Consider the following 25,298-nt stretch of genomic DNA (forward strand, 5'->3'; position numbering starts at 1 on the left):
ACTTTCCTCGCAATCGCCCTCTCTCGATCACCTCGTTGGGCCGGAGGAGCGCAATGACGCTCTGGACATCGGCCGACATCGCGACAGCCACCAACGGCGCCGCTTCGGCGGCGTTCGACGTTTCTGGCGTCACGTTCGATTCGCGTGAAGTGGGGCAGGGCGACCTGTTCGTCGCGCTGACCGGCGAGACCACCGACGGCCACAAATTCCTCGACCAGGCGTTCGATCGCGGCGCGTCGGGCGCGATCGTCAGCCAGGACACGCCGCATCCCAATGTCCGAGTGTCGGACACGTTCGCGGCGCTGGAGGCACTGGCCAAGGCGTCGCGCGCCAGAACGTCGGCGCGGATCGTCGGAGTCACCGGATCGGCGGGAAAGACCGGCACCAAGGAAGCCTTGTTCGCCGCGCTCGACCGCTCGCCGGCCAAGTCGGCGCATCGCTCGGTCAAGAGTTACAACAACCATACTGGCGTGCCGCTCAGCCTGGCGCGGATGCCGGCCGAGGTCGATTACGGCGTGTTCGAGATGGGGATGAACCATCCCGGCGAACTCGCGCATCTGACGACCCTGGTGCGGCCGCATGTGGCGATCGTCACCGCGATCGCGCCGGCGCACGCGGCGTTCTTTCCCGACGAAAGCGCGATCGCCGACGCCAAGGGCGAGATTTTCCAGGGCCTGGAGCCGGATGGGGTCGCGATCATCCCTTATGACAGTCCGCATCGCGACCGTCTCGCCGCGGCCGCCGCGCCCCATGCCGCGCGTACGGTCACTTTCGGAATCGACGAGGGCGCGGACGTCCGCGCGATCGAAGCGGTCAAGGCGGCCAATGGCGGCACTTTCGTCACCGCGCGGGTCGGCGGGCGCGAGCTCAGCTACACCGTCTCGCAACCCGGCAAGCATTGGGTATCCAATTCGCTGGCGGTGCTGGCCGCGGTCGATGCGGTCGGCGGCGATCTCGCCCTGGCCGGGCTGGCACTCGCCGATCTCGGCGGGCTTGCTGGACGCGGTGCCCGCTTCTCGGTCGAGATAAAGGGCGGCCGCGCGCTGGTGATCGACGAGGCGTACAATGCCAATCCGGCATCGATGCGCATGACGCTCGCGGTGCTCGGTGAAGAAGCCGCGACGCGCAAGATCGCGGTGTTAGGCGAAATGCGCGAACTCGGCGACAAATCGGATGAGTATCACGCCGCGCTTGCCGCGCCGGTTCGTGACGCTGGCGTCCAGCTGGTCATTCTCGTCGGCGAAAAGATGCAGCCGCTCGCCGAAGCGCTTGAGGGCCAGGTCGAAATCGTCCATGTGCCCGACGCCGCTGCCGCGCGCGACCGCCTGATGGCGACACTCGAAGCGGGCGACGCGGTTCTCATCAAGGGTTCGAACGGGGTTGGGTTGGCTGCGGTGGTCGCAGCGCTCGCCGGCGGGAAAATATAATGCTGTATTGGATCGCGCAGGCGCTGGGTTTCCCGCATGTTCTCAATCTGGTCCGCTACCAGACCTTCCGCTCGGGCGCGGCGGTGGCGACAGCCTTGCTGATCGGCCTGATCATCGGGCCGCGCTTCATCGGCTGGCTGCGCGTCCGCCAGGGTAAGGGGCAGCCGATCCGCGCCGACGGTCCGCAAACGCACCTCGCCAAGCGCGGCACGCCGACGATGGGCGGGCTGATGATCCTGACCAGCATGACGATCTCGATCCTGATCTGGATGGACCTGACCAATCCGTATGTCTGGGCGTGCCTGTTCGTGACCCTGGGATTCGGCACGATCGGGTTCCTCGACGATTACGACAAGGTGCGCAAAGCAAGCACCGCAGGCGTCTCGGGCAGGGTGCGCCTGCTCGGCGAATTCGCCATTGCCGGCATTGCCAGCGCGATCATCATCCACACCAATACCGCCAACGGCACGCATCTCTATCTGCCGTTCTTCAATTCGGTGGTGATCGATCTCGGCTGGTTCTACGTCGTCTTCGCGGCGTTCACGATCGTCGCGTTCGGCAATGCGGTGAACCTGACCGACGGCCTCGACGGGCTCGCGACGATGCCGGTGATCATCGCCAGCGTCGCCTTCATGCTGATCGTCTATCTCGCCGGTAACGCGAAATTCGCCGATTATCTCGGCATCCCGCACATTCCGCGCGTCGGCGATCTCGCGATCTTCTGCGGCGCGATGATCGGGGCGGGGCTCGCCTTCCTGTGGTTCAATGCGCCGCCGGCGGCAGTATTCATGGGCGATACCGGCAGCCTCGCTTTGGGCGGCGCGCTCGGCGCGATCGCGGTCACCGTGCACCATGAGATCGTGCTCGGCATCATCGGCGGGTTGTTCGTGGTCGAGGCGATGAGCGTGATCATCCAGGTGTTCGTCTATAAGCGCACCGGCAAGCGCGTGTTCCGCATGGCGCCGATCCACCACCATTTCGAACAACTTGGCTGGCCGGAATCGACTGTCGTGATCCGTTTCTGGATCGTGGCGCTGGTGCTGGCGCTGGCCGGTCTGGCGACGCTGAAGCTGCGGTGATCACCAGTCCGTCCTGGCGCGGCGAACGCTATGCGGTGCTCGGGCTGGCGCGCTCCGGTCAGGCGACTGTGCGCGCGCTGCTGGCATCGGGCGCCGAGGTCGTCGCGTGGGACACGGACGAGAGCAAGCGGACGATCGATGGCGTCGACTATGCCGATCCGGTCGAGATTGATCTCACGGGGTTCGCCGGCGTTATCGTGTCGCCGGGCGTGCCGCTCAACCACCATCCGATCGCGGCCAAGGCGCGCGCGGCAGGCGTGCCCGTGATTGGCGATATCGAGCTGTTCGCCCAGGCGCGCGACTATCTGCCGTCGCACCGTGTCGTCGGCATCACCGGCACCAACGGCAAGTCGACCACCACTGCGCTGATCCATCACATCCTGGAAACGGCGGGTATTCCGGCGCGGCTTGGCGGCAATATCGGGCTGCCGATCCTCGGCGAGGAGCCCCTGCCGGTGGGGGGCGTCTATGTGCTCGAATTGTCGAGCTATCAGATCGACCTGACCTTCACGCTCGATTGCGACGTCGCCGTCTTACTCAACATCACGCCCGATCATCTCGATCGCTATGATGGGTTCGACGCTTATGCCGCATCCAAAGCGCGGCTGTTCGCGATGCAATCGAAGGATCACGACGCGGTGATCGGGATTGGCGACGCCGCTTCCGCCAAGATCGCGCGCAGCCTGTCGGCGCGTGGCGAGCATCTGTTCAAGATCGCGCCGGGCGTATGCATGGACCAGTCGCGTTGGCCGTCGCTGCAAGGCCCGCACAATGCGCAAAACGCGCTCGCCGCGATCACCGCCTGCCAGGCGCTCGGCGTCGCCGAATCGGCGATCGATGCCGGGCTCGAAAGCTTCAAGGGCCTGCCGCACCGCATGGAGCGTGTCGGCACGGTCGACGGCGTCGTTTATGTCAATGACAGCAAGGCGACCAATCCGGACTCGACGGCGCCGGCGCTGGCGGCATTTGACGGCATCCACTGGATTCTCGGCGGCCAGGCCAAGACCAAGGACCTAGACGCTTGCCGCCCGTCATTCGGGCATGTCCGCGCCGCTTATACGATCGGCGAAGCCGGGCCGATGTTCCTCGACCTGCTCAAGAACGACATCCCGACCGTTTATGCCGAAACGCTGACGCATGCGGTCGAGCTATGCCGCGCCGCCGCCAAGCCGGGCGAGACCGTCTTGCTGTCGCCGGCCTGCGCCTCGTTCGATCAGTTTCGCGATTACGAGGACCGCGGCGACACCTTCCGTGGACTGGTCGAGTCACTGGCATGAACTCGCGGCCCGCCAAGGACGGATTCCTGACCCGGGTCGCGCGACGCGGCGGCCGGTCGGACCGCTCGCCGCTCGGCGCGTGGTTCTGGGACATCGACTGGGTGTTGTTGATCCTGACTCTGTTCCTGATGGCGATCGGATTGGTCGCGGTTGCCGCTGCGTCTCCCGCATCGGCGCAGCGTTATTCAGACGCCACGCATCACATGCCCGCGCTCTATTATTTCTGGCGCCAGGTGATGTGGGTCGCGGTGTCGCTGCCGGTGCTGTTCATCGTCTCGATGCTGCCGACCGAGAGCGCGCGGCGGATGGCGCTGATCGGCTGCGCGGGATTCCTGATCATGCTGATGCTGGTGCCGCTGATCGGCGTTCAGGTGAATGGCGCGCGGCGTTGGCTCGGCGTCGGCGTCGCGCAATTCCAGCCGTCCGAATTCCTCAAGCCGTGCTTCATCGTCGCCGTCGCGTGGTTGTTGTCGCTCAAGAACAAGGAGCAGGGATTGTCGGGCGGCATGCTCGCCGCGCTGACCGGCGGATTGACCGCCTTGGTCGCCGCGTTGCTGATGCTGCAGCCCGATTTCGGCCAGACGGTGGTGTTCTGCGCGGTATGGCTCGCCTTGCTGCTGATCTCGGGGATTTCGGCGCGGGTGATCGGGGCGCTGTTCGGCGCCGCGTTCGTCGGCGTGATCTCAGCCTATCTCTTCTATTCGACCGCGCGCACCCGTATCGACGCCTTCCTGTTTCCGGACTCGACCGACGCCGCCGACCATTTCCAGGTCAACGCCGCGCGCGCGACGCTGACCGCGGGCGGTTGGTTCGGCACCGGTCCCGGCGGGGGACAGATGAAGTTCCGTTTGCCCGAAGCGCATACCGATTATGTCTTCTCGGTGATCGGCGAGGAATTCGGGCTGATCTCCTGCGCGATCGTCGCGGTGATCTTCCTCGCGATCGTCGTGCGCGTGTTCGTCAAGCTGCTGGATGAGCAGGAAGAATTCCGCGTCTTGGCCGCCTCGGGCCTGGCCATCCAGTTCGGGTTGCAGGCGCTGATCTCGATGGCGGTCAATACCGGCCTGGCGCCGTCCAAGGGCATGACGATGCCGTTCATCAGCTATGGCGGATCGTCGATGATCGCACTGTCGATCGGCATGGGGTTGCTGCTTGCGTTTACGCGCCGGAACCCGTTTGTGAGCCGCTCACCCTATGTCGTGAAATGGAGCGGCGAATGACGAGAGTGCGGCAATTCGTTCTGGCCGCAGGCGGAACCGGCGGGCACATGGTGCCGGCCGCGGCGCTGGCCGCCGAGCTGAAGAAACGCGGCCACAAGGTCGATCTGATCAGCGACGAGCGCGGCGTGCGCTTCCCGGGCCTGTTCGACGGGATCGAGACGCACGTGCTCCCCGCTGGCCGCATGCAGGGCGGGCCGTTAGGCTGGTATCGCGCGGGTCGCGCGATGCTCGAGGGTCGCAAGCTGGCGATCAGCCTGTTCGAGAAGATCAAGCCGGCCGCGGTGATCGGCTTCGGCGGCTATCCCGCGCTGCCGGCGTTGCTCGCCGGGTTCAACCAGAAGGTGCCGACCGCGGTGCACGAGCAGAACGCCGTGCTCGGCCGCGTCAACCGGCTGGTGGCGGGGCGGGTCGATGCCATCGCCACCTCCTATGCCAAGGTCGACCGGCTGGCCGAAAAATATCGCGGCAAGGCGCATCTGACTGGCAATCCCGTGCGTGAGGACGTGCTGGCGCTGCGCGACAAGCCGTATCCGCTGCTCGAAGAGGACAGCATCTTCCGCGTGCTCGTCACCGGCGGCAGCCAGGGTGCCAGCATCCTGAGCAGCGTCGTGCCCGACGGATTGTCGATGCTCCCGGTCAATTTCCGCCGCCGGCTGCAGGTGACGCACCAGGCACGGGTCGAGGATATCGACAAGGCACGGGCGAAATATGCCGAGCTGTCGATTGCCGCCGACCTCGCCACTTACCTACCCGATCTGCCGGAGCATCTCGCCTGGGCGCACCTGGTGATCGCGCGTGCGGGCGCGTCGACCATCGCCGAGCTGACCGCCGCCGGCCGCCCGGCGATCCTGGTGCCGCTGCCGAGTGCGACCGACGACCATCAGACCGAGAATGCGCGCGAAATCTCCGAAGCCGGCGGCGCGCGGACGATCCCGCAGAGCCAGTTCACCCCGGTCGAACTCGCCAAGCAGATGCAGAAACTCGGCCTCGATCCCGCCGCGCTGCAGAATGCCGCGGCGCGCGCGAGATCGTGCGGCCATCCCGACGCCGCCCGCGACCTCGCCGATCTGGTCGAGGGGCTGGACCATCCTCCCGCCGACATTCCCGTCGGCAAAGTTCAGACCGCCGCTCCCGGCGGAGAGGCAGCAGCATTCGCATGACCGGGCTCAAGACCGATATCGGCGCCATCCACTTCGTCGGCATCGGCGGGATCGGCATGTCCGGCATTGCCGAGGTGATGCACAATCTCGGCTACAAGGTGCAGGGTTCGGATGTCGCCGAGGGCTATGTCGTGCAAGGGCTGCGCGACAAGGGCATCGAGGTGAAGATCGGCCATGCCGCCGACAATCTCGGTGACGCCGCGGTCGTCGTCGTCTCGACCGCGATCAAGCGCGCCAATCCCGAGGTCGAGTGCGCGCTCGAACGCCGTATCCCGGTGGTGCGCCGCGCCGAGATGCTCGCCGAACTGATGCGCCTCAAATCGACCGTTGCGGTCGCCGGCACCCACGGCAAGACCACCACGACCTCGATGGTCGCCGCCTTGCTCGACGCCGGCGGGATCGACCCGACCGTGATCAACGGCGGCATCATCAACAGCTATGGCTCGAACGCACGGCTCGGCGACAGCGAGTGGATGGTGGTCGAGGCCGATGAAAGCGACGGCAGCTTCCTGCGCCTCGACGGCACGCTGGCGGTGGTCACCAATATCGATCCCGAACATCTCGACCATTATGGCAGCTTCGACGCGATCAAGGACGCGTTCGTCCAGTTCATCGAGAACGTGCCTTTCTATGGCGCCGCCTTCCTGTGCCTCGATCATCCCGAAGTGCAGGCAGTGCTGCCGCGCGTCCGCGACCGCCGCATCGTCACCTACGGTTTCTCGACCCAGGCCGATATCCGCGGCGTCAATGTGACCCCGATCCCCGGTGGCAACCGGTTCGAGGCGATCATCCGTGGCCGCGACGGCACGACGCGCTCGATCGAGCATATCGAACTGCCGATGCCCGGCCGCCACAACGTCCAGAACGCGCTGTCGGCGATCGGCGTCGCGCTCGAACTCGGCGTCGATGATGCGACGATCCAGCAGGGTTTCGCCAAGTTCGGCGGCGTCAAGCGCCGCTTCACCAAGGTCGGCGAAGTTGCTTTTGCGGGAAATGGGGGCGCGGTCGTGATCGACGATTACGGCCACCATCCGGTCGAGATCCGCGCGGTGCTGTCGGCGGCGCGCGAAGGGGTCGCCAACCGCGTCATCGCGGTGGTCCAGCCGCATCGCTACACGCGGCTCGCCAACCTGATGGAGGACTTCCAGCAGGCGTTCAACGATGCCGACATGGTCTATGTCACGCCGGTTTATGCCGCGGGCGAGCAACCGATCGAGGGGGTCGACGCGCAGGCTTTGGTCGATGGCTTGAAGCGCCGCGGCCACCGCGCGGCGGCGACGATCGGCTCGGCTGAAGAGTTGGCGACGGAGTTGGCGTCGGTCGTCCAGCCAGGCGACATGATCGTGTGCCTGGGCGCGGGCGACATCACCAAATGGGCGGCTGGCTTGGCCGACGGGATCGAGGCGGTGCGGTGACGGTCTGCTATGCCATGCCTCCGGTTCGCGGAAAACTGACCCAGGGCGCGCCGCTCGCGCCGCTGGTATGGTTCAAGAGCGGCGGCGCGGCCGAATATCTGTTCGAGCCGGCCGATGTCGAAGACCTCTCGACTTTCCTCTACGCGCTCGACCCGTCGGTGCCGGTGATGGGGCTCGGCCTGGGCTCGAACCTGATCGTCCGCGATGGCGGCGTCCCGGGCGTGGTGGTGCGACTAGGCAAGACGTTCGCCAAGGTCGAGCGGATCGACGAAACCACGCTTCGCTGCGGTGGTGGCGCGAGCGGCATCCTCGTTTCGTCGAATGCGCGCGACGCCGGAATCGCCGGCCTCGAATTCATGCGCTCGATCCCTGGCACGGTCGGCGGGTTCGTCCGGATGAACGGCGGCGCTTATGGCCGCGAGGTCAAGGACGTGCTGGTCGAGGCCGATGTGGTCCTGCGTTCGGGCGAGCGCCGGACGCTCGCGCTCGGCGATCTCGGCTACACCTATCGCCACAGCGATTTGCCCGCGGGCGCGATCGTGGTCGGCGCGACCTTCCGCGGCCACCCGGGCGAGCCGTCCGCGATCCAGGTCGAAATGGACCGTATCGCCGCCGCGCGCGAGGAATCGCAGCCGCTGCGCAGCCGCACCGGGGGCTCGACCTTCAAGAATCCCGAGGGGCACAAGGCTTGGCAATTAGTCGATCAGGCGGGCTGCCGAGGACTTCGCAAGGGCGGCGCGCAAGTGTCGGAGAAGCATTGCAATTTCCTGCTCAACCTGGGTGACGCGACGAGCGCGGACATCGAGGGGCTGGGCGAAGAGGTACGCGAGAAGGTGAAGGCGAAGTTGGGCGTGATGCTGGAATGGGAAATTCAGCGGGTGGGAGTGGCGAAATGAGCGCTCCCCTCCACGTCGCCGTCCTGATGGGCGGCTGGTCAGCCGAGCGCGAAGTCTCGCTGATGTCGGGCAAAGGCATCGCCGAGGCGCTGGAATCGCTCGGCCATCGCGTGACGCGGATCGATATGGATCGCGACGTCGCGGCCAGGCTCGCCGCGGCCAAGCCCGATATCGTGTTCAACGCGCTCCACGGCACGCCGGGCGAGGATGGCTCGGTGCAGGGCATGCTCGACCTGATGGGCCTCAAATACACCCATTCGGGCATGGTCACTTCGGTCATCGCGATCGACAAGGTGCTGACCAAGCAGGCTTTGGTCCCGCACGGCATCCCGATGCCCGGCGGACGCATCGTCAAATCAGCGGAAGTGTTCGAGGGCGATCCGCTCAAGCGGCCCTATGTGTTGAAGCCCGTCAACGAGGGCTCGTCGGTCGGCGTCGCGATCGTCACCGACGACGGCAATTACGGCAATCCGATTGGCCGCGACGTCGCGGGTCCGTGGCAGGAATTCGAGGAATTGCTCGCCGAGCCTTACGTCCGTGGCCGCGAATTGACGACGGCGATCCTCGGCGGCCGCGCGCTCGGTGTGACCGAACTCAAGCCCAAATCGGGCTGGTACGATTACGACGCCAAGTACACCGACGGCATGACCGAACACGTCTTCCCCGCGCAGATCCCCGATGCGATCGCCGCGGCTTGCAAGCGGCTTGCGCTCGAAGCGCACCATCTGCTCGGCTGCAAGGGCGCGTCGCGCTCCGACTTCCGCTGGGACGATGAACACGGCGAGGACGGATTGTTCCTGCTCGAAGTCAATACCCAGCCCGGCATGACGCCGTTGAGCCTGGTGCCCGAACAGGCGAGACATCTCGGCATCTCCTATCCGGAACTGGTGCAGATGATCATCGACGAGGCGCTGGCATGAGCAGGGCGCCGACCAAGAGCGGGCGGCCGACCGCACGCCGGCCGTCGGCCAAGCGCAAGCAGAAGAAGCCGTCGATCATCGACCGCATTCTCGCCTGGCTGCCGATCAGCCAGCATGCGCTGCAGCGCATCGCGACCTGGTCGATCTTCGCGCTTGCGGTTGGCGCGGCGCTGGTCGTGGCACAAATCTTCGGCATTCCCGGCGCGGTCGGCACCGCGGTTGCCGAACAGGCCGGCAATGCCGGCTTCCGGGTCGAGCAGATCGAAATCCGTGGCGTCAAACGGATGGACCAGATGACGGTCTATGCCGTTGCGCTCGAACAGAAATCGCGCGCGATGCCATTGGTCGATCTCAACCAGATCCGCGACAAATTGCTGCAATATGGCTGGGTGCAGGATGCCCATGTCTCGCGGCGGCTGCCCGACACCTTATTGATCCGGATCGTCGAGCGCACGCCGGCGGCGGTGTGGCAGAACCAGGGGACCTTGAGCCTGATCGATCGCGACGGAGTCTATCTGGAGCCGGTATCGGCCGATGCCATGCCCGATCTGCCGCTGGTGATCGGTCCCGGCGCCGATCGCCAGGAGCCGGCCTATCAGACGCTGATGACCATTGCGCCCGCGCTCAAGCCGAAGGTGCGCGCCGCGACCTGGGTCGGCAACCGCCGCTGGGACCTGTTGTTCGACACCGGCGAGACTTTGTCGCTGCCCGAGGGAACCGATGAGGCTGCCAAGGCGCTCCGGTTGTTTGCGGAGAGGGATGGTACGCTTCGACTTTTGGGTAGAGGATGGTTAAAGTTCGATATGCGCAATCCGGATCGGATGGTGATGCGCAAGCCCGACGGATCGAGCCGGATTGGGGTTCCGACGAGTTCGAAGGGTAGTGCGTCGACGCCGGCGCCGGCGTCGACGGATCGCGCGGCGTCGCGCGACCAGGTTTGAGTGGGGGAATAGAGTTATGGCCAAGACACCGCCGGAGGGGTTGATCACGGCACTCGATATCGGGTCGTCCAAGGTCTCCGCGATGATCGCGCAGAAAGGCAGCGGTGGCGAGCTGATCGTGCTCGGCACCGGCCAGCGCGAAAGCCGCGGCGTGCGGCGCGGTTGCATCGCCGACATGGCGGCGACCGAAGTCGCGGTGCGCGAAGCGGTCGAACAGGCCGAACGTATCGCCCAGACCAATATCGAGAATGTCTGGGTCGGCTTTTCGGCGGGCGGGCTGGTCAGCGACGTCGCCTCGATCGAGTTCGAAATGGGTGGGCACCGTATCGAACAAAGCGATATCGACGCGCTGCTGCGCGCGGGGCGGGAATCGATCGATCCGGCCGGCCGTATGGTGCTCCATGCCCAGCCGGCGCTCTACACGCTCGACGGCATCACCGGGGTCAAGAACCCGCTGGGGCTTCATGCCGACCGGATGGGTGTCCACATCCATGTCGTCGCCGCCGATGGATCGCCGGTGCGCAATATCGGCCTGTGCGTCGCCAAGTCGCATTTGGAGGTAAAGTCGATCATCGCCGCGCCGGTCGCGACGGGGCTCGCCTGCCTCAGCGCGGAGGAGCGTGAGCTCGGGACGGCGCTGGTCGAGATGGGCGCCGGAATCACCAACGTTTCTTTGTTCGCCGGCGGCATGCTGGTCGGCCTGGTCACCGTGCCGATGGGCGCCAGCGACATCACCGACGACATTGCCTCGACTTTCGGCGCCAGCCGCGCCCAGGCCGAGCGGATGAAGTGCTTCCATGGCTGCGCCAACGCGACGCCGCGTGACAATCACGAGATGCTCGAGATCGCGCCGCTCAGCGACGATGGCGCGGGCGAGGGGCCGCGCATCACCAAGGCGCAGCTGATCGCGGTGATCCGCCAGCGGCTCGAATTGTTGATGGGAGAGATCGGCAAGGCGCTGACCGCGATGAAATTCGACGGCAATGTCGGGCGCCAGGTCGTGCTGACCGGCGGCGGTGCCGAGCTCAAGGGTATCGCCGATTATGCGCAAGCCGCGCTCGGCCGGTCGGTCCGGGTCGGGCGCCCGCGCGGACTTGCCGGCTTGCCCGATGCGCATTCGGGACCCGCTTTCGCGACCCTGGCGGGGCTGGTCCACCACGCCGCGACCGACCCGATCGACCTCAGGTCACTGGCATCGGGCGAACATCAGCTGGTGCATCGTCCGTCGCCGATGTCGATCTTCCGTCGCCTGATTAGAACGGCTCGGGCGAATTATTAAAGAAATGCGTCATCGACCCCCATTTGTAGTGGATAGTGCGGGGGGGATAGTGCAAGAAGTTGTGGGCATAAGTGCTTCGGGGGGCGGAGCATGTCGGAGAACGCGTAATGGTTGAATTTCTTCCTCCGGATGTAGACGAACTGACTCCGCGTATCGCGGTGATCGGCGTCGGTGGCGCAGGCGGTAACGCCATCGCCAACATGATGAAGAACGACGTCCAGGGCGTCGACTTCCTGGTCGCGAATACCGATGCGCAGGCGCTCAAGCAGAGTCAGGCGGGGCAGAAGATCCAGCTCGGCGTGCGGATCACGCAAGGGCTCGGCGCGGGGGCGCGGCCTGAGATCGGTCGTGCCGCGGCGGAGGAAGCGATCGACGGCGTCGCCAAGATGCTGGAAGGCGCACATATGTGCTTCATCGCCGCCGGCATGGGCGGCGGCACCGGTACGGGGGCTGCTCCGGTCATCGCCAAGGCGGCGCGCGACATGGGCATCCTGACCGTCGGCGTGGTGACCAAGCCGTTCGCGTTCGAGGGCAGTCGCCGTGCCAAGGCGGCGGAAGCCGGTATCGAGGAACTGCAGAAGTACGTCGATACGCTGATCGTTATCCCCAACCAGAATCTGTTCCTGGTCGCCAACGCCAACACCACCTTCAAACAGGCCTTCGAAATGGCCGATGAAGTGCTGCAGCAGGGCGTGCGCGGGATCACCGATTTGATGGTCATGCCTGGCCTGATCAACCTCGACTTCGCCGACGTCCGTTCGGTGATGCAGGAAATGGGCAAGGCGATGATGGGCACCGGCGAGGCCGAGGGCGACAACCGCGCCATCGAAGCCGCGTCCAAGGCGATCGCCAACCCGCTGCTCGACGGCGTCAGCATGAAGGGCGCCAAGGGCGTGATCGTCTCGATCACCGGCGGCGAGGACATGCGCCTGCTCGAGGTCGACGAAGCGGCCAATCATATCCGCGAACTGGTCGACGAAGACGCCAACATCATCTGGGGCTCGGCGTTCAATCCCGACCTGGAAGGCAAGATCCGCGTGTCGGTCGTCGCCACCGGGATCGAGGCCGACAGCGCCGCCGTGGCTGCCGCTGCGGCGGAGCCGGCGACCCGCGCCTTCAGCTTTGGCCGCAGGGCGGAGTCGGTGATACCGGCATCGCCGATCGAAGCGGCGCCCGAGCCTGAAGCGAAGGCGGAGCCCGAGGCGGACACACAGCCGCTGACGCTCGATACGCCGGCAGACGCTACCGCACCGGACGCTGACGCCGACGAACTGGTGCTCGGCAGCGAGGTCGCGGTCGACGATGAGGCCGTTCCCGCCGAGTATGAAGAGCCTGTGGCCGCCGAGGCTGCGGCCGAGGAAACTCCGGGCTGGCTGTCGCCGGGCGAGAGCGCCGAAGAGGCTCCGGCCATCTCCTCCGGTGACGAGGCGGAAGCTCCGCCGGCGCCGCGCATGAAGCTGGGCGGTACGCTGTTCGAGCGGATGCAGAGCGTCGCGCGCGGCGGCTCGCGCTCCGAAGCAGACGAGGGTGAGAGCAAGGATTCGCTCGATATCCCGCGCTTCCTGCACCGCCAGAACAACCAGTAAGCCGATTTGCGGGGTGTCGGCGGCGTTCATCGCCGCCGCGCCCCGCCTCGCCGCTCGTGAAACCCAAGGTCATTTCCCGTTCAGCCGCCAATCGGTTTAGGCTGGCATCCGACATGATATTCCGCCGCGCTCTCGGCCTCGCCGCCGTTGTTTTAGCAATGAGCGGCGGACAGGCCTTCGCTCAGACCACCGATGAAAATCGAGATGCCGACGCGCTGGCCGCGGACATGCGCATCCTCGCTGCCAATCCGCTGGACATCGAAGCGCTGGTCACCGCTGGCGAACTGACCCTCAGGATGGGCGACAACACCGCCGCGGCGGGGTTTTTCGGCCGCGCCGAAAAGCTCGACCCGCTCAATCCGCGGGTGAAGGCCGGGCTCGGCAGCTTGTTGGTGCGTGCCGAGCGCCCCGGTGAAGCATTACGCCGGTTCCAGGAAGCCGAAGCGCGCGGGCTCGATCCCAGCAAATATGCCGGCGATCGCGGCCTCGCTTATGATCTGATCGGCGAGCAGGAACGTGCGCAACGCGACTACCGCCTGGCGCTGCGGGCAAAGCCTGATGACGAGATAACGCGGCGCTACGCACTGTCGATGGGGATTTCGGGGCGTAAGAAGGAAGCGCTCGACCTGCTCGACGCGCTGCTCCGCAAAAGCGATCGCGCGGCGTGGCGCGATCGCGCCTTCATCCTCGCGATGAGTGGCGACCGGGAAGGTGCGCAGAAGATCGCGAATTCGATGATGTCGCCGGGCCTTGGCGCCGGTCTGGCCCCGTTCTTCGACCGGCTGCCGATGCTGTCGGCCGCCGATCGCGCTTTTGCCATAAATTTCGGCGAACTGCGCGCGACGCCAGAACGCATCGCCGACGCGCGGATGATCCCGGCGCTGCCGCGGCTCGGGCCCGACCCGACCGCGCCCAGGGTGCTCGCGGCGGCGGAGCAACCCCGGCCGCGTCCGATTGTCCAGGAGGACACCAGGAAGAAGAAGCGCAAGAAAGGCGATTATCTTGCGCCTGCCGTACCTGCCGCCACGCCTACGCCGCCCGTCGAGGTAGCGATGAACCCGCCGTCTTACGTCGCACCGCGCGCGGTATCGACGCCTGCGCCGCCATTGCCGCAGCCGTCACCGCGCGTCGTCTATGCGCCGCCGCTTTCTGGGCCGAAGCCTGTGTTGACCCCGGCGCCGACTCCCCTGCCACCGCCCGTTAAGGTCGCCGAGTCTCCGAAACCAACATCGACGCCGGCGGCACCACCGCCCTCGGCGACCGTCGCCGCTCCTCCTCCAGCGCCATTGCCCGCACCAATTGTGGTCGCGGCGCCGCCCCCGCCGGCTCCCGGCTTTAGCGCGACGAGCGCCGATAGCGGTGTAGCCGACCGTCCAACCGCCGCGGAGGCGGGGATCAGCCCGGCGCCGACCGCGACCTCGCGCGTCAGCGAGGATACCGTGCTCGCCAGGATCATCGCCGGCATCTCGGTGCCGGGTGCGGAACTCGGCGTGGCGCCACTACCGACGCGCGCCGTACCACCGCCACCGCCACCGCCACCGGCGCCGAAACCGGCCGAAGTTACGCCCCAATCCAAGGTAAAGGTGGAGGCACCCAAGCCCGCCGCCAGGGCGCCCGAACCCAGGGCGACGACCCGCAAGACCGCGAACGACGAAACCACGGACGCCAGCGACGGCAAGTCCGCCAAGGGGCGCAACGGAAAACCGCCTGCTGACGCGAAGGCATCGAAGGATGACGCCGCCACGATCGACCAGGTCGCGTGCCCCCCGCTGTCCAAAGGCAAAACGACGACGCGGAGCCGGACGACGGCAAAGGGGAAATCGACTGCCAAATGCGAGGTCGCGGACACGAAGGGCGGCCGCGATGCCAGGCAGGACAGCGCCGCGCTCGACGACAATGGATGTCCGCCGCCGGCCAAGGGCAGGGCGGCGACGCGCGGCAAGGCGACACTGAAAGGGAAGTCGGTCGCCAGGTGCGAGACTGCTGACGCGAAGAGCGCGCGCGACGCAAAGGACGAGGCAGTCGCGCTCGACAAGAATGGCTGTCCGTTACCCCCAGCCAAGGGCAAAGCGGGGGCGCGGGGCCGGGCCGATCAGGTCGCCACCACGCGCGGCAAAACGAGCGCGAAAGGCAAGGCGTCAGCCAAATGCGAAGCTGCCGACGCCAAGGGCTTCAAGGCTGATATAGCGACCAAGGGCGATCCTGCGCGCGTCTGGGTGCAGGTGGCCGGCGGCGCCAACCAGGCGGCGCTGGAAAAGGCCTGGAGCGCGCTCAAGACCAAGGCGCCCGATCTGTTCCGCAATCGCCAGGGATGGTCGACGCCGCTGCGCGCGACCAACCGCGTCCTGACCGGACCGTTCAAGTCCGAGGACGAGGCGCAAGCGTTCGTCAATCAAATGGCCAAAGCCGGCCTGTCGGGCTTCGTCTTCACCAGCACCAAAGGGCAGAAGGTCGACCGTCTCGGCGGCAAGTAGTCATTTTCCGTCATCCCGGCGGAGGCCGGGATCGCTGGCCGTATTGCGCCTTCGCCAGCGGCCCCGGCCTTCGCCGGGGCGACGACTTGACAGCAAGTATCGGTTAGATTTCCCAAACTCCCGCCGCTACACGCGAGCACGATGACCAGGACGCCCGCACCTTACGCTTCGCATCCCGAGGACAGCCGTGGGCGGCTTTATCCCGAACCGGAAACCACCACGCGGGGGCCGCGCGACGCATTTCAGCGCGACCGCGACCGCGTTATCCACTCGATCAGCTTCCGCCGTCTGCGGCACAAGACCCAGGTCTTCCTGGCGCCCGATGGCGACCATTTCCGCGTCCGGCTGACCCACAGCCTGGAAGTCGCGCAGATCGGCCGTACCGTTGCGCGCACGCTCGGCCTCAACGAAGACCTCACCGAAGCGCTGTGCCTGGCGCACGATATCGGCCACCCGCCGTTCGGCCATGCCGGCGAGGATGCGCTGGAGGCAGCGCTCAAGGATCGCGGCGGGTTCGACCATAACGGCAACACGCTGCGCACGCTGACCGAGATCGACAGCCCCTATCCGCGTTTCCCCGGCCTCAATTTGACCTGGGAGACGCTGGAAGGGCTCGCCAAGCACAATGGTCCGATCATCGAACCGCAATGGGCGCTGGCCCGTGCCGACGACCAGTTTCCGCTCGAACTCACCGACTGGCCGAGCCTTGAGGCGCAAGTCGCGGCGATCGCCGACGATATCGCCTATGACAATCACGACATTGACGACGGGCTGCGTGCCGGGCTGCTGAGCCTGGATCAGCTGCTCGCCCTGCCGATGATCGCCGCGCGCTGGGACGAATGCCGCGCGCGGTTCTCGGATGTGCCGCCCGAGCGGCTGGTCGGCGAACTGATCCGCGGCCAGATCGGCGGGATGGTCATGGACCTGATCGAGACCAGCCGTGCCGCTATCGCCGACGCGCGGATAAATTCGGCCGACGAAGCGCGCGAGGCGGGCAGGGCGCTGATCACATTCTCCGAGCGGATGCGCGATGACGAGCGCGACCTGAAGCGGTTCATGTACGCCAACCTTTATCACCATCCGCGCCAAATGGCGGCGGCGGAAGCGGCGCGGCACGTCGTTGCCGGGCTGTTCGCCGCTTATCATGCCGACCCCTCGCTGATGCCGAGCGATTGGGCGGGCCGCCTGCCCGCGGACGAGCCTTGGCTCAGCCGCCACATCGCCGATTTCATCGCCGGGATGACCGACCGCTATGCGATCGCGCGCTATCGGGAAGTGGTCGGACCGATCGACCTGCCTGATGGGTTCTAAGCAAACCCATCACCGGCGCGAAGGGATGCGCCCACTGATACGTTATGCTCGGGATAGTTGTGCGACACTGGCGGGGTAGACCGCAGGTGCGAACAGGAGTGACGCGCCGATGGCGGCGACCGATGCCAGCATTGCCCTCAATCGCTTCGGGCTTGGCGCCCGACCCGATGAGAGCATTCCCGACAATCCCAAGGTCTGGCTGAAGCAGCAGATCGAGGCGTTCGATCCAAGGCCCCCCGCGATCGCCGCGGTGCCGCCGCGTGCCAAGGTGGCGGGTGAACTCGCTGATTTCTACGAACAGCAACGCGAGTTGCGGCAGATGGGGATGGGCCGCCGCCAGCAGCAGCGTGCCGCCACCGCACCAACGCCGCCGGGGCAGCCAGACATGGCACAATCCGGTGCCTCTCAAGACATGGCGATGCGGCCGAACGCCGCCATGATGCCGCCGGGCACGCCCGAACCAGGCGCCAAGCCCGATGCCGACGATCCGCTCAAGGACGCGCGGCGCTTCGTCGGCCGCCAGGTCCGCGACGATTACGCCGCCGCAGTCGGCGCGCGGATCAATGCCGCGCTGAGCAGTACCGCTCCGTTCGCCGATCGCCTGACGCATTTCTGGGCCAACCATTTTGCGGTGTCCGCCGACAAGCTCCAGGTGATCGGCCTGTCGGGCCTGCTCGAATTTGAGGCGATCCGCCCCAATCTGACGCGCACGTTCGGCGACATGCTCAATGCCGTCGAGCGCCATCCCGCGATGCTGCTCTATCTCGATCAGGCGGTGTCGGTCGGCCCCAATTCCACGGCGGGCCGGTTCGCTGCGCGGCGCCCACGCGCGAACGGCCGGAAGCTCGGTCTCAACGAGAATCTCGCGCGCGAGATCATGGAATTGCACACTTTGGGCGTGCGCAGTGGCTACACCCAGGCCGACGTCACCGAATTCGCGCGCGCGCTGACCGGCTGGTCGGTGGCTGGGATCGGTCGCGGGCCGGGCGCAAGGATGGCGGGCACCGATGGCACGCCGGGCGATTTCGTATTCGCCGAGCGCCTGCACGAACCCGGCGAGCGCACCATCATCGGGCGCACATACGGGCAGGAGGGCGAGAAACAGGCCCAAGCGGTGCTCGACACGCTGGCGACCAGTCCGGCGACCGCGCAGCACATCGCGATCAAGCTGGCGCGCCATTTCGCCGGCGATACGCCACCACCCGCGCTCGTCCAGCGGCTCCAGGCCAGCTTCGTCAAGACCGGCGGCGATCTGCCCAGCCTCTATCGCGTGCTGATCGACAGCCCCGAATGCTGGGTGCCGCAACCGGTCAAGTTCAAGTCGCCCTGGGAATGGACGGTGTCGGCCTATCGCGCGCTTGGCATGAAGCAGGTCCAGCCGCTCGCCGCGGTCGGGCTGCTCAACCAGCTCGGTCAGCCGACCTGGAAGCCGGGCTCGCCCGCGGGCTATGACGATATCGCCGCGAGCTGGGCGGGGCCCGATGCGTTGGTCCGCCGGGTCGAGGCGTCGGAACGTTTCGCCACCCGCGCCGGCGCACAGATCGACGCGCGGGCGCTTGCCCCCAGACTGTTCCCGGCGATGCTCACGCCGGCGACCGAACAGGCCTTGGCCCGCGCCGAAAGTCCCGGCCAGGCGCTCGCCTTGCTCCTCGTCTCTCCCGAAATGCTGCGGAGGTAATCATGTACGATCGCCGCTCCTTCCTGATCGGTTCCGCAGGCGCTGCCGCGCTCGCGCTGACACCGCGCATGGCCTTCGCCAAGGCGGAGACCGACCGCCGCTTCGTCTTCATCATCCAGCGCGGGGCGGCGGATGGGCTGGGCACGGTCGGCGCGGTGGGCGATCCGGCCTTTGCCGGCGCACGCGGCCAGTTGGCCGAGGATTTCGCCACCGCAAAAAAGCTCGACGCGATGTTCGCGCTCCATCCGGCGATGACCTCGCTCGCCGGGATGTACGATGCCAGGGAGGCATTGTTCGCGCACGCCATTGCCTCGCCCTATCGCGACCGTTCGCATTTCGATGGCCAGAACGTGCTCGAAAGCGGCGGACTTGGTGCGTACCAGGTCAAGGACGGCTGGATGAACCGCATGCTCGGCGTCATCCCGTCGGGCGAGGCCAAGGCAATCGCGATCTCCGCAACGATCCCGCTCGCGATGCGCGGGCCGCATGAGGTGACCAGCTACGCGCCGTCCGCGCTCCCCCAGGCATCGGACGATCTGCTAACCCGCGTCGCCGCGCTCTATCAGGGCGACAGCCAACTCCACGGGCTGTGGAGCGAAGCGATGGATACGCGTCAGCTGACCGGCGATCTCGTCGATGTCAGCGTCAAGAACGCTGCGGCGACCGGCCAGCTCGCGGCGCGGTTGCTGGCGCCCGCTAACGGCGCGCGGATCGCGATGATCGAGACCGGCGGCTGGGATACCCATGCCGGCCAGCGCGGCCGGCTGGCGGCGCAGCTCAAGGGGCTCGATGCGATGCTCGCCAGCCTGAAGACCGGCTTGGGCCCGGTGTGGAACGACACGATGATCCTGGTCGCGACTGAATTTGGGCGCACCGTCGCGGTCAACGGCACCGGCGGCACCGACCATGGTACCGGGTCGGCGGCGATGCTGGTCGGCGGCGCGGTCAAGGGCGGGCGCGTGGTGGCGGATTGGCCGGGGCTGGGGCAGGCGGCTCTGTTCGAAAGCCGCGACCTCAAGCCAACGCTTGGCCTCGACCAGTTCGTCGCCGGCGCGGTTGCCGGGCATTATCAGGTCGAGCCGGGCAAAGTGATGGCAAGCTTGTTTCCGGATACGAAAGGTGCTGCGCCGGTCAGCGGCCTGTCGCGGGCATGATCCGCGCGGGCGTGGCAGGGGGGCGAGCAGTCTCGGCCGGCGCAGAGCGATTCCAATAAGGCGGGTTGCCGAAGGCGCGCCGCAGGCTGTCGGTCAGCGCGGCGACTTTGGCGGATTGGGTGCGGGCCAGCGGATAGCAGATGTAGAGTTCGGCGCCTTCGCCTTCCGTGCCGATATCGACATGGACGAGCGATCCGTCGGCAAGCTCCGCATGGACGAAGAAATCGGGCAGCAGGGTGATGCCCAGCCCGGCCAAGGCCGCGTCGCGCATGATCAGCCCGTTGTTCACGCGCATCACGCTGCGCGGCCGGATCACGGTCCAGCCCTCCGGCCCATCGAACCGCCAATCGGCCTCGCGATTGGTATAGACGATGCCTTTATGCGCGTTGAGGCAGGCCAGCGAATGCGGCGTCCCGTTACGCGCCAGATAATCCGGCGATGCGACCAGGATCCTCCGCGTCGTCGCCAGCCGCTTGGCGACCAGCCGATTGTCCGCCACCGGACCATGGCGGATGACCGCGTCGAAGCCATCGGCCGCGGCATCGACGAACCGGTCGTCGAGGTCGAGCGTCAGTTCCAGGCCGGGATGCTCGGCAAGGAAATCGTATAAAGCCGGCCCCAAATGCAGCACGCCGAAGCTGACAGGCGCCGACAATTTCAGCGTGCCGGCCAGCGTATCGCGCCGCTCGGCGATTTCGGACTGCGCTTCCCGCGCCTCGAACAGAATCCGTTGCGCTCGGGGCAGGAAGCTGTCGCCGTCCTCGGTCAGCGATAGCTTGCGCGTGGTTCGCTGGACGAGCCGGACACCCAATGTCCGCTCGAGCTCCGTCAGCCGTTCGCTGATCACCGACTTGGCATGGCCCAATTGTCGGGCGGCCTCGCTGATCGATCCGGATTCGGCGGTAGCAACGAACGCGGCGATGCCGTCCATCTTGATCATCGTTCGATCCTTCCGAAAACCGATTTCGGCATTGGCCGGCTAGTCCGGACGATGCATCGTGGGCACTTTCCTGTCGATAGCGTCCAACGTGACGCGCCAAACAGGGATATCGCCATGTTTCGTTCAGCCATTCTCGCGTTAAGCCTGCTCGCCGCGGCGCCGGCGGCGGCACAAGTTCAGCCGTTTCCGGCATCCTTTGTCGAGCGCGACATCGCCACCAACGGCACGACGCTGCACGTCCGCGTCGGGGGCAAGGGCCCCGCCGTGGTGTTGCTGCACGGTTATGGCGAAACCGGCGATATGTGGGCGCCGCTCGCCGCCGACCTCATGCGCGATCACACCGTGATCGTTCCCGATCTGCGCGGGCTCGGTCTGTCGGCACGCCCGACCGGCGGTTATGACAAGAAGACGCAAGGTCAGGACATTGCCGGCATTCTCGATGCCCTGAAGATCGACAAGGTCGACCTCGTCACGCACGATATCGGCAATATGGTCGGCTATGCCTTTGCCGCCGAGCATCGCGATCGCATCAAGCGGTTCGTACTGATGGACGCGCCGATCCCGGGTATCGGGCCATGGGAAGAGATATTGAAGAACCCGCTGCTCTGGCATTTCCGCTTCGGCGGACCCGATATGGAGCGGTTGGTCGCCGGGCGCGAGCGCATCTATCTCGACCGTTTCTGGAATGAATTCTCCGCCACCCCGGCCAAGTTCAGCGAGACGTCGCGCGAGCATTACGCGAAACTCTACGCGCTGCCCGGCGCGATGCATGCGGGCTTCTCTCAATTCGCGGCGTTCGACCAGGACGCGATCGACGACCAGGCGTTCCTCGCCGCGGGCAAGCTGAACATGCCGGTCCTGGCGATCGGCGGCGACAAATCGTTCGGCACGACGATGGCGGCTGTCATGCGATGCACCGCGACCGATGTGACAGGAGCGGTGGTGCCGAATTCCGGCCACTGGCTGATGGAGGAACAGCCCGACGCGACGGTGAAGCTGGTTCGCGACTTCCTCGATGTCGGTAAATGAGCGCGCAGGCTTAGACTGGCGCGCCTAGCCGGGCTTGCGTGCCATACCGATCAGCGCGGTCGATCGGATTCCTTCGCGTGGCAGGTTCAGCGCGAGCGCGGCGGCTTCTTGGGCAAATGCGGCGCGCTGTTCCTCGTCGAGATCGCGCCATAAAGGCGACCAACCGAACGCGAGCTTGGCATTGTCGTGAAACCATTCGATGGGCGGTGCCGGCCAGGCCCGCTCCACCGAATGGATCGCTTGCGGTTCGAGCCCGACCGCGTGGAACGCTTCGTCGAGTAATGCCGGTGAATTGAACAGCCGCGCCATCGGTGTCGGGACGGGACGGTCGGGAAACAGGCGCCGCGCCGCCTCCTGGAACAATATCGCGGGGCCGGCACCGCCGGCATTCTCCCACACCGCGATCACCGCCAGCCCGCCCGGCCGCAGCACGCGGGCGATCTCCGCGAAACCGGCGATCGGATCGGGGAACATGAATACGCCGAACATCGAGAAAGCGGCATCGAAGCTCGCATCGGCGAAATCGAGCGCTTGGCCGTCCATCACCATCGCGCGTTCGCCCGGACGGATGGCGGCGGCCCGTTCCTGCGCCACGCGAACCATGCCGGGCGAGAAATCGATCCCGATCGCATCGGCGCCGTCCTTCAGCGCGATCGACAGCAGGGCGCCGGCTCCGGTCGCGACGTCCAGCACGCGAGCGCTCGGCGGGAGGGCGGCGAGTTGCCATGCCGCTTCGCAATACATGCCGGTCATGCGATCGGCTTCGTCGGCATAACGTTGCGCGAGCGAATCCCAGTGCGCGGGATCGTTCATGGCTTGGGGACGGGCAGTCATATTCGCCAACTAATGATACAACATTACATAGTCAATCGCGTTGGCGTTGAATATGATGGCTGGCACCGCAAATTTGAGTGTGGCGCGCGCTTGGTCTAAGGGCGCGCCTTCTCCTTATCGTTGGACCCCAGGAATGACCCTCTACACCCGCTTTGCCGCGCATATCGACGCGGCGCTCGATGCCCTGACCGCGCATGGCGACTTGCCGAGCGGGCTGGGGCGAGGCGCGGTGACGGTCGAGCCGCCGCGCGATGCCAGCCATGGCGATCTCGCGACCAACGCCGCGATGGTGCTGGCCAAGCCGGCCGGGACCAATCCGCGCGTGCTGGCCGACAAGATCGCGGCGGAACTGGGCAAGCTCGACGAAGTCGCGAGTGTTGCCGTCGCGGGCCCCGGCTTCATCAACATGACGCTGACCGACGACACGTGGCGCAACGAACTCGCCGCGATCATCGATGGCGGCCCTGATTACGGGCGCTCGACGAAGGGGCTCGGCCAGACGGTCAATGTCGAGTACGTCTCGGCCAATCCGACCGGGCCGATGCATATGGGCCATTGCCGTGGCGCGGTGGTCGGCGATGCGCTCGCCGCCTTGCTCGAATGGGGCGGCTACAAGGTCATCCGCGAATATTATGTCAATGATGCCGGCGGCCAGGTCGATACGCTCGCGCGCTCGGCGCACTTGCGGTACCGCGAGGCGCTGGGCGAGGGCGTCGGCGAAATCCCCGAGGGCCTGTACCCGGGCGACTATCTGATCCCGGTCGGCCAGGCACTGGCGACCGAGTTCGGTGACAAGTTCGTGTCGGCGCCCGAGAGCGACTGGCTGGTGCTCTTTCGCAAGATCGCGGTCGCGCAGATGCTGGTGCTGATCAAGGACGATCTGGCCCTACTCGGCATCCATCACGACCTGTTCTCGTCCGAGGCCGAGTTGCAGGCGGCGAAGAAGCCCGAAGCAGCCGAGAAGGAATTGCGCGCGCGGGGGCTGATCTATGACGGTGTACTCGAAGCGCCCAAGGGCGAGACGCCCGAGGATTGGGAGCCGGTCGAGCTGCCGCTGTTCCGCTCGTCGCAATATGGCGACGATCAGGACCGGCCGATCAAGAAGTCGGATGGCAGCTGGACCTATTTCGGCGCCGACCTCGCGTATCATTGGCAGAAGGCGCAGACCGCCGACGCGCTGATCGATATCTGGGGCGCCGATCATGCCGGCACGGTCAAGCGGATCGTCGCGGCGGTGCAAGCGCTGACCGGCGGCAAGACCCGGTTCGACGTCAAGCTGGTGCAGATGGTGCGGCTGCTGCGCGCCGGCGAGCCGGTCAAGATGTCGAAGCGTTCCGGTAACTTCGTGACGCTGGCTGACGTGGTGCGCGAAGTCGGCAAGGACGTCGTCCGCTTCACCATGCTGACGCGCAAGGCCGATGCCCAGATGGACTTCGATTTCGCCAAGGTGGTCGAAGCCTCGAAGGACAATCCTGTCTTCTATGTCCAGTACGCCCATGCGCGAGTCGCATCGCTCAAGCGCCGTGCGGCAGAGGCCGGGATCGCGTGCAATGGCGTGGACCTGTCCCAGCTTGATACGGAGGACCTGCGGCTGGTGAAGCTCGCGGCGCAGTTCCCTCGCGTGGTCGAGACCGCGGCGGCGGCGCGTGAGCCGCACCGGATTGCCTTTTATCTCTACGACTTGGCGGCAGAGTTTCACGCGCAATGGAATGTCGGCAACGATCGTCCGGAGCGCCGCTACCTGATTCCCGACCGTCCCGACCTCACCTGCGCGCGGCTTTTCCTCGGCGACGCGATCGGGCAGATTGTCCGCAACGGTCTCGCCATCATGGGGGTCGAGGCCGTCCAGGAGATGAAGTGATGGCGGGCGAAGAGGACGAATATGTGGCGTCGGAGCCTGTGCCCGAACCCGCGGCACGCGATGAGGACCGACTGCCCTGGCTCGAAACCGCGGCGGACGACGAGGATGAGGGGCCGTCCCTTGGTCGTCTCGTAGGTCTCGTCCTGCTCGGGCTGGTCGCGCTCGGAGCGGTGCTCGGCGGCGTCTATTGGTGGAAACATCGCGCGCCCGCGCCGGGCAATGGCGATCTGATCGCCGCGCAGGAAGGCGATTACAAGGTCAAGCCCGAGGATCCCGGCGGCCTCAAGGTCGATGGCGAGGGTGACGCCTCGGTCGCGACGAGCGGCGGCAATGGCGGCGGCAACAGCCAGATCGCGGTGACAAAACTGCCCGAGGCGCCGGTCGCAGGCACCCGGGCGGCGGCCAACGCGAAAACCGGACCGGGCAGTTCGGTCGCGACGACCAGCGTGGCGGGCTCGCGCGGCAAGCTGGTGGCGCCGCCACCGGGCAAGCCGATCGCCGTCGCCAATGGCGGTGGCGGCGGTGCGTTGGTCCAGCTTGGCGCTTTCCCGAGCGAAGCCGCGGCCAACACGGCGTGGACGCGGGAATCCAAGCGCTTCAATTACATCGCCAATCTCGGCAAATCGGTCGAGAAGGCGGAGGTCAATGGCCGCACTTTCTACCGCCTCAAGGTCAATGCCGGCAGCGCGGGCGCGGCGCAGGAATTATGCGGCAAGCTGAAGGTGGCGGGCGAGGCGTGCATCGTCACGAATTGACGCATTACGCGGCTTGAACAAGGTGGGAATGGAAGGCCGGGGTTGATCCCCGGCCTTTTTGT

At 66.3% G+C, this 25,298-nt stretch carries 20 protein-coding genes; 18 read left to right on the plus strand and 2 right to left on the minus strand.

Annotated elements, in window-relative coordinates; translation table 11 throughout:
• Nucleotides 1-53: 53 nt before the first annotated feature.
• The 15 genes from AC1DSD_RS20290 to AC1DSD_RS20360 all read left to right on the plus strand — a co-directional run bounded on the left by AC1DSD_RS20290 (nt 54) and on the right by AC1DSD_RS20360 (nt 19,817).
• Entirely contained in the window at nt 54-1,427 is a 1,374-nt protein-coding gene (locus tag AC1DSD_RS20290; protein WP_478032613.1) for a UDP-N-acetylmuramoyl-tripeptide--D-alanyl-D-alanine ligase, read from the plus strand.
• Complete coding sequence (gene mraY, locus AC1DSD_RS20295) at nt 1,427-2,506, plus strand: phospho-N-acetylmuramoyl-pentapeptide-transferase (protein WP_478032614.1); 1,080 nt, start codon at nt 1,427-1,429, stop codon at nt 2,504-2,506. Before AC1DSD_RS20290 ends, mraY begins: the two co-directional genes overlap by 1 nt.
• Nucleotides 2,503-3,783 carry a UDP-N-acetylmuramoyl-L-alanine--D-glutamate ligase gene (gene murD / locus AC1DSD_RS20300; protein ID WP_478032615.1) on the plus strand — a complete coding sequence of 427 codons (1,281 nt, stop codon included), beginning with the start codon at nt 2,503-2,505 and terminating at the stop codon, nt 3,781-3,783. The genes mraY and murD overlap by 4 nt, the downstream gene beginning before the upstream one ends.
• Nucleotides 3,780-5,003 carry an FtsW/RodA/SpoVE family cell cycle protein gene (locus AC1DSD_RS20305; protein ID WP_478032616.1) on the plus strand — a complete coding sequence of 408 codons (1,224 nt, stop codon included), beginning with the start codon at nt 3,780-3,782 and terminating at the stop codon, nt 5,001-5,003. The genes murD and AC1DSD_RS20305 overlap by 4 nt, the downstream gene beginning before the upstream one ends.
• Nucleotides 5,000-6,163, plus strand: a complete 1,164-nt coding sequence (gene murG / locus AC1DSD_RS20310) for an undecaprenyldiphospho-muramoylpentapeptide beta-N-acetylglucosaminyltransferase (RefSeq protein WP_478032618.1) — start codon at nt 5,000-5,002, stop codon at nt 6,161-6,163. Before AC1DSD_RS20305 ends, murG begins: the two co-directional genes overlap by 4 nt.
• Nucleotides 6,160-7,578, plus strand: coding sequence for a UDP-N-acetylmuramate--L-alanine ligase (murC, locus tag AC1DSD_RS20315; protein WP_478032619.1), 1,419 nt, complete (start codon nt 6,160-6,162; stop codon nt 7,576-7,578). Before murG ends, murC begins: the two co-directional genes overlap by 4 nt.
• 14 nt (nt 7,579-7,592) lie before the next feature.
• On the plus strand, nt 7,593-8,474 hold the full coding sequence (murB, locus tag AC1DSD_RS20320; protein ID WP_478032692.1) for a UDP-N-acetylmuramate dehydrogenase: 882 nt from the start codon (nt 7,593-7,595) through the stop codon (nt 8,472-8,474).
• A complete protein-coding gene (locus AC1DSD_RS20325) occupies nt 8,471-9,394 on the plus strand; it encodes a D-alanine--D-alanine ligase (protein ID WP_478032620.1) in 924 nt (307 codons plus the stop codon). The genes murB and AC1DSD_RS20325 overlap by 4 nt, the downstream gene beginning before the upstream one ends.
• Nucleotides 9,391-10,335 (plus strand): cell division protein FtsQ/DivIB, encoded by a 945-nt coding sequence (locus AC1DSD_RS20330; RefSeq protein WP_478032621.1) that lies wholly within the window; start codon nt 9,391-9,393, stop codon nt 10,333-10,335. The genes AC1DSD_RS20325 and AC1DSD_RS20330 overlap by 4 nt, the downstream gene beginning before the upstream one ends.
• A 16-nt stretch (nt 10,336-10,351) precedes the next feature.
• Nucleotides 10,352-11,614: a cell division protein FtsA gene (gene ftsA, locus AC1DSD_RS20335; RefSeq protein ID WP_066810394.1), complete on the plus strand. Its 1,263-nt coding sequence runs from the start codon at nt 10,352-10,354 to the stop codon at nt 11,612-11,614.
• Nucleotides 11,615-11,721: 107 nt separating this feature from the next.
• The gene (gene ftsZ, locus AC1DSD_RS20340; RefSeq protein ID WP_478032622.1) at nt 11,722-13,200 is read left to right on the plus strand and encodes a cell division protein FtsZ; all 1,479 of its coding nucleotides are present in this window, start codon (nt 11,722-11,724) and stop codon (nt 13,198-13,200) included.
• A 158-nt stretch (nt 13,201-13,358) separates the two neighbouring features.
• Entirely contained in the window at nt 13,359-15,674 is a 2,316-nt protein-coding gene (locus AC1DSD_RS20345; RefSeq protein ID WP_478032623.1) for an SPOR domain-containing protein, read from the plus strand.
• Between the two features lie 141 nt (nt 15,675-15,815).
• Nucleotides 15,816-16,985: a deoxyguanosinetriphosphate triphosphohydrolase gene (locus tag AC1DSD_RS20350; protein ID WP_478032624.1), complete on the plus strand. Its 1,170-nt coding sequence runs from the start codon at nt 15,816-15,818 to the stop codon at nt 16,983-16,985.
• Between the two features lie 109 nt (nt 16,986-17,094).
• On the plus strand, nt 17,095-18,663 hold the full coding sequence (locus AC1DSD_RS20355) for a DUF1800 domain-containing protein (RefSeq protein WP_478032625.1): 1,569 nt from the start codon (nt 17,095-17,097) through the stop codon (nt 18,661-18,663).
• A 2-nt stretch (nt 18,664-18,665) separates the two neighbouring features.
• A complete protein-coding gene (locus AC1DSD_RS20360) occupies nt 18,666-19,817 on the plus strand; it encodes a DUF1501 domain-containing protein (protein WP_478032626.1) in 1,152 nt (383 codons plus the stop codon).
• Here AC1DSD_RS20360 and AC1DSD_RS20365 read toward each other — a convergent pair.
• Nucleotides 19,795-20,757 (minus strand): LysR family transcriptional regulator, encoded by a 963-nt coding sequence (locus AC1DSD_RS20365; RefSeq protein ID WP_478032628.1) that lies wholly within the window; start codon nt 20,755-20,757, stop codon nt 19,795-19,797. The two genes, AC1DSD_RS20360 and AC1DSD_RS20365, sit on opposite strands and share 23 nt — an antisense overlap.
• 114 nt (nt 20,758-20,871) lie before the next feature.
• Here AC1DSD_RS20365 and AC1DSD_RS20370 point away from each other — a divergent pair, with 114 nt between their 5' ends.
• Nucleotides 20,872-21,786: an alpha/beta fold hydrolase gene (locus tag AC1DSD_RS20370; protein WP_478032629.1), complete on the plus strand. Its 915-nt coding sequence runs from the start codon at nt 20,872-20,874 to the stop codon at nt 21,784-21,786.
• 24 nt (nt 21,787-21,810) lie between these two features.
• Here the strand turns inward: AC1DSD_RS20370 and AC1DSD_RS20375 are convergent, their stop codons facing one another.
• A complete protein-coding gene (locus AC1DSD_RS20375) occupies nt 21,811-22,620 on the minus strand; it encodes a class I SAM-dependent methyltransferase (protein ID WP_478032630.1) in 810 nt (269 codons plus the stop codon).
• 133 nt (nt 22,621-22,753) lie between these two features.
• Here AC1DSD_RS20375 and argS point away from each other — a divergent pair, with 133 nt between their 5' ends.
• Entirely contained in the window at nt 22,754-24,481 is a 1,728-nt protein-coding gene (gene argS, locus AC1DSD_RS20380) for an arginine--tRNA ligase (protein WP_478032631.1), read from the plus strand.
• The gene (locus AC1DSD_RS20385; RefSeq protein WP_478032633.1) at nt 24,481-25,236 is read left to right on the plus strand and encodes an SPOR domain-containing protein; all 756 of its coding nucleotides are present in this window, start codon (nt 24,481-24,483) and stop codon (nt 25,234-25,236) included. Before argS ends, AC1DSD_RS20385 begins: the two co-directional genes overlap by 1 nt.
• Nucleotides 25,237-25,298: the final 62 nt, after the last annotated feature.

Source organism: Sphingomonas sp. P4_D12 (assembly GCF_056401895.1).

Bases quoted from the DNA above. Each gene is read 5' to 3' on its own strand.
- AC1DSD_RS20290 (WP_478032613.1), top strand. From the start codon at position 54: ATGACGCTCTGGACATCGGCCGACATCGCGACAGCCACCAACGGCGCC.
- mraY (WP_478032614.1), top strand. From the start codon at position 1,427: ATGCTGTATTGGATCGCGCAGGCGCTGGGTTTCCCGCATGTTCTCAAT.
- AC1DSD_RS20305 (WP_478032616.1), top strand. From the start codon at position 3,780: ATGAACTCGCGGCCCGCCAAGGACGGATTCCTGACCCGGGTCGCGCGA.
- murG (WP_478032618.1), top strand. From the start codon at position 5,000: ATGACGAGAGTGCGGCAATTCGTTCTGGCCGCAGGCGGAACCGGCGGG.
- murC (WP_478032619.1), top strand. From the start codon at position 6,160: ATGACCGGGCTCAAGACCGATATCGGCGCCATCCACTTCGTCGGCATC.
- murB (WP_478032692.1), top strand. From the start codon at position 7,593: ATGCCTCCGGTTCGCGGAAAACTGACCCAGGGCGCGCCGCTCGCGCCG.
- AC1DSD_RS20325 (WP_478032620.1), top strand. From the start codon at position 8,471: ATGAGCGCTCCCCTCCACGTCGCCGTCCTGATGGGCGGCTGGTCAGCC.
- AC1DSD_RS20330 (WP_478032621.1), top strand. From the start codon at position 9,391: ATGAGCAGGGCGCCGACCAAGAGCGGGCGGCCGACCGCACGCCGGCCG.
- ftsA (WP_066810394.1), top strand. From the start codon at position 10,352: ATGGCCAAGACACCGCCGGAGGGGTTGATCACGGCACTCGATATCGGG.
- ftsZ (WP_478032622.1), top strand. From the start codon at position 11,722: ATGGTTGAATTTCTTCCTCCGGATGTAGACGAACTGACTCCGCGTATC.
- AC1DSD_RS20345 (WP_478032623.1), top strand. From the start codon at position 13,359: ATGAGCGGCGGACAGGCCTTCGCTCAGACCACCGATGAAAATCGAGAT.
- AC1DSD_RS20350 (WP_478032624.1), top strand. From the start codon at position 15,816: ATGACCAGGACGCCCGCACCTTACGCTTCGCATCCCGAGGACAGCCGT.
- AC1DSD_RS20355 (WP_478032625.1), top strand. From the start codon at position 17,095: ATGGCGGCGACCGATGCCAGCATTGCCCTCAATCGCTTCGGGCTTGGC.
- AC1DSD_RS20360 (WP_478032626.1), top strand. From the start codon at position 18,666: ATGTACGATCGCCGCTCCTTCCTGATCGGTTCCGCAGGCGCTGCCGCG.
- AC1DSD_RS20365 (WP_478032628.1), bottom strand. From the start codon at position 20,757: ATGATCAAGATGGACGGCATCGCCGCGTTCGTTGCTACCGCCGAATCC.
- AC1DSD_RS20370 (WP_478032629.1), top strand. From the start codon at position 20,872: ATGTTTCGTTCAGCCATTCTCGCGTTAAGCCTGCTCGCCGCGGCGCCG.
- AC1DSD_RS20375 (WP_478032630.1), bottom strand. From the start codon at position 22,620: ATGACTGCCCGTCCCCAAGCCATGAACGATCCCGCGCACTGGGATTCG.
- argS (WP_478032631.1), top strand. From the start codon at position 22,754: ATGACCCTCTACACCCGCTTTGCCGCGCATATCGACGCGGCGCTCGAT.
- AC1DSD_RS20385 (WP_478032633.1), top strand. From the start codon at position 24,481: ATGGCGGGCGAAGAGGACGAATATGTGGCGTCGGAGCCTGTGCCCGAA.